General features: G+C 66.1%; 1 protein-coding gene. It reads right to left on the reverse strand.

Annotation, left to right across the window (positions count from 1 at the left end; genetic code table 11):
- Window positions 1–10: 10 nt before the first annotated feature.
- Window positions 11–810, reverse strand: a protein-coding gene (locus tag AFM16_RS40805) for an IS5 family transposase (RefSeq protein ID WP_370628159.1) whose coding sequence is annotated in 2 segments (ribosomal slippage) — window positions 11–472 and window positions 475–810 — 798 coding nt in all. Because the reading frame shifts where the segments join, the coding sequence is not laid out codon by codon here.
- Window positions 811–859 lie beyond the last annotated feature (49 nt).

An 859-nucleotide genomic window follows, 5' to 3' on the forward strand; every position in this document is an offset into this window, starting at 1 on the left:
AGAAGTCATCTCAATTGGCGAGTCGGCGGTAGCAGATGAGGGTGCAGGCGATGCTGGTGAAGGCGAGGAAGTGGTCGGCCTTGCGTTCGTAGCGTCGGTGGAGTCGGCGGCAGCCGGCGAGCCAGGCCATGGTCCGTTCGATGGTCCAGCGGTGGCGGCCTAGTCGCTGCGAGGACTCGATGCCTCTGCGGGCTATGCGGTGCTTGATGCCGCGCTGACGTAACCATTTCCGCAGGTGGGCGTAGTCGTATCCCTTGTCGGCGTGGAGCTTGCCGGGCCTGCGCCGTCGGCGTCCGCGGCGTGAACGGATGGGCGGTATGCCGCGGACGAGGGGCTCGAGGGCCTGACTGTCGTGCAGGTTCGCCCCTGAGATTCCGACGGACAGGGGCAGACCGGTCCGCTCCGTGATCAAGTGGATCTTCGACCCGAACTTGCCCCGGTCCACAGGATTCGGACCTGTCAGGCCCCCTTTTTCAGGGCCCGCATGTTCACCGAGTCGATCGCGCAGCGCGACCAGTCCAGCTCACCACGGGCGCCAAGCTCATCGAGGACCAGGCGGTGGAGCTTGGCCCACACCCGGGCCTTGCTCCACTCGGAGAACCGCCGGTGAGCTGTCGCTCCCGACGGTCCGAACGAGGCCGTGGGCAGCTGCTGCCAGGTACAACCCGAGGTGGCGACAAACACGATCGCAGCCAGCACCTCCCGGTCACCATGCCGACGTCGGCCACCACCCTGAGGCCGAGACGGCGCCTCCGGCACCACCCGCTGGAACAACTCCCACAACTCATCCGGCACCAGCCGCTCAACAATCCCCACCACGACCGACAGCTTACCCAACCGCCCAAATGAGATGACTTCT

The organism is Streptomyces antibioticus, from assembly GCF_002019855.1.
GTDB lineage: Bacteria > Actinomycetota > Actinomycetes > Streptomycetales > Streptomycetaceae > Streptomyces > Streptomyces antibioticus_B.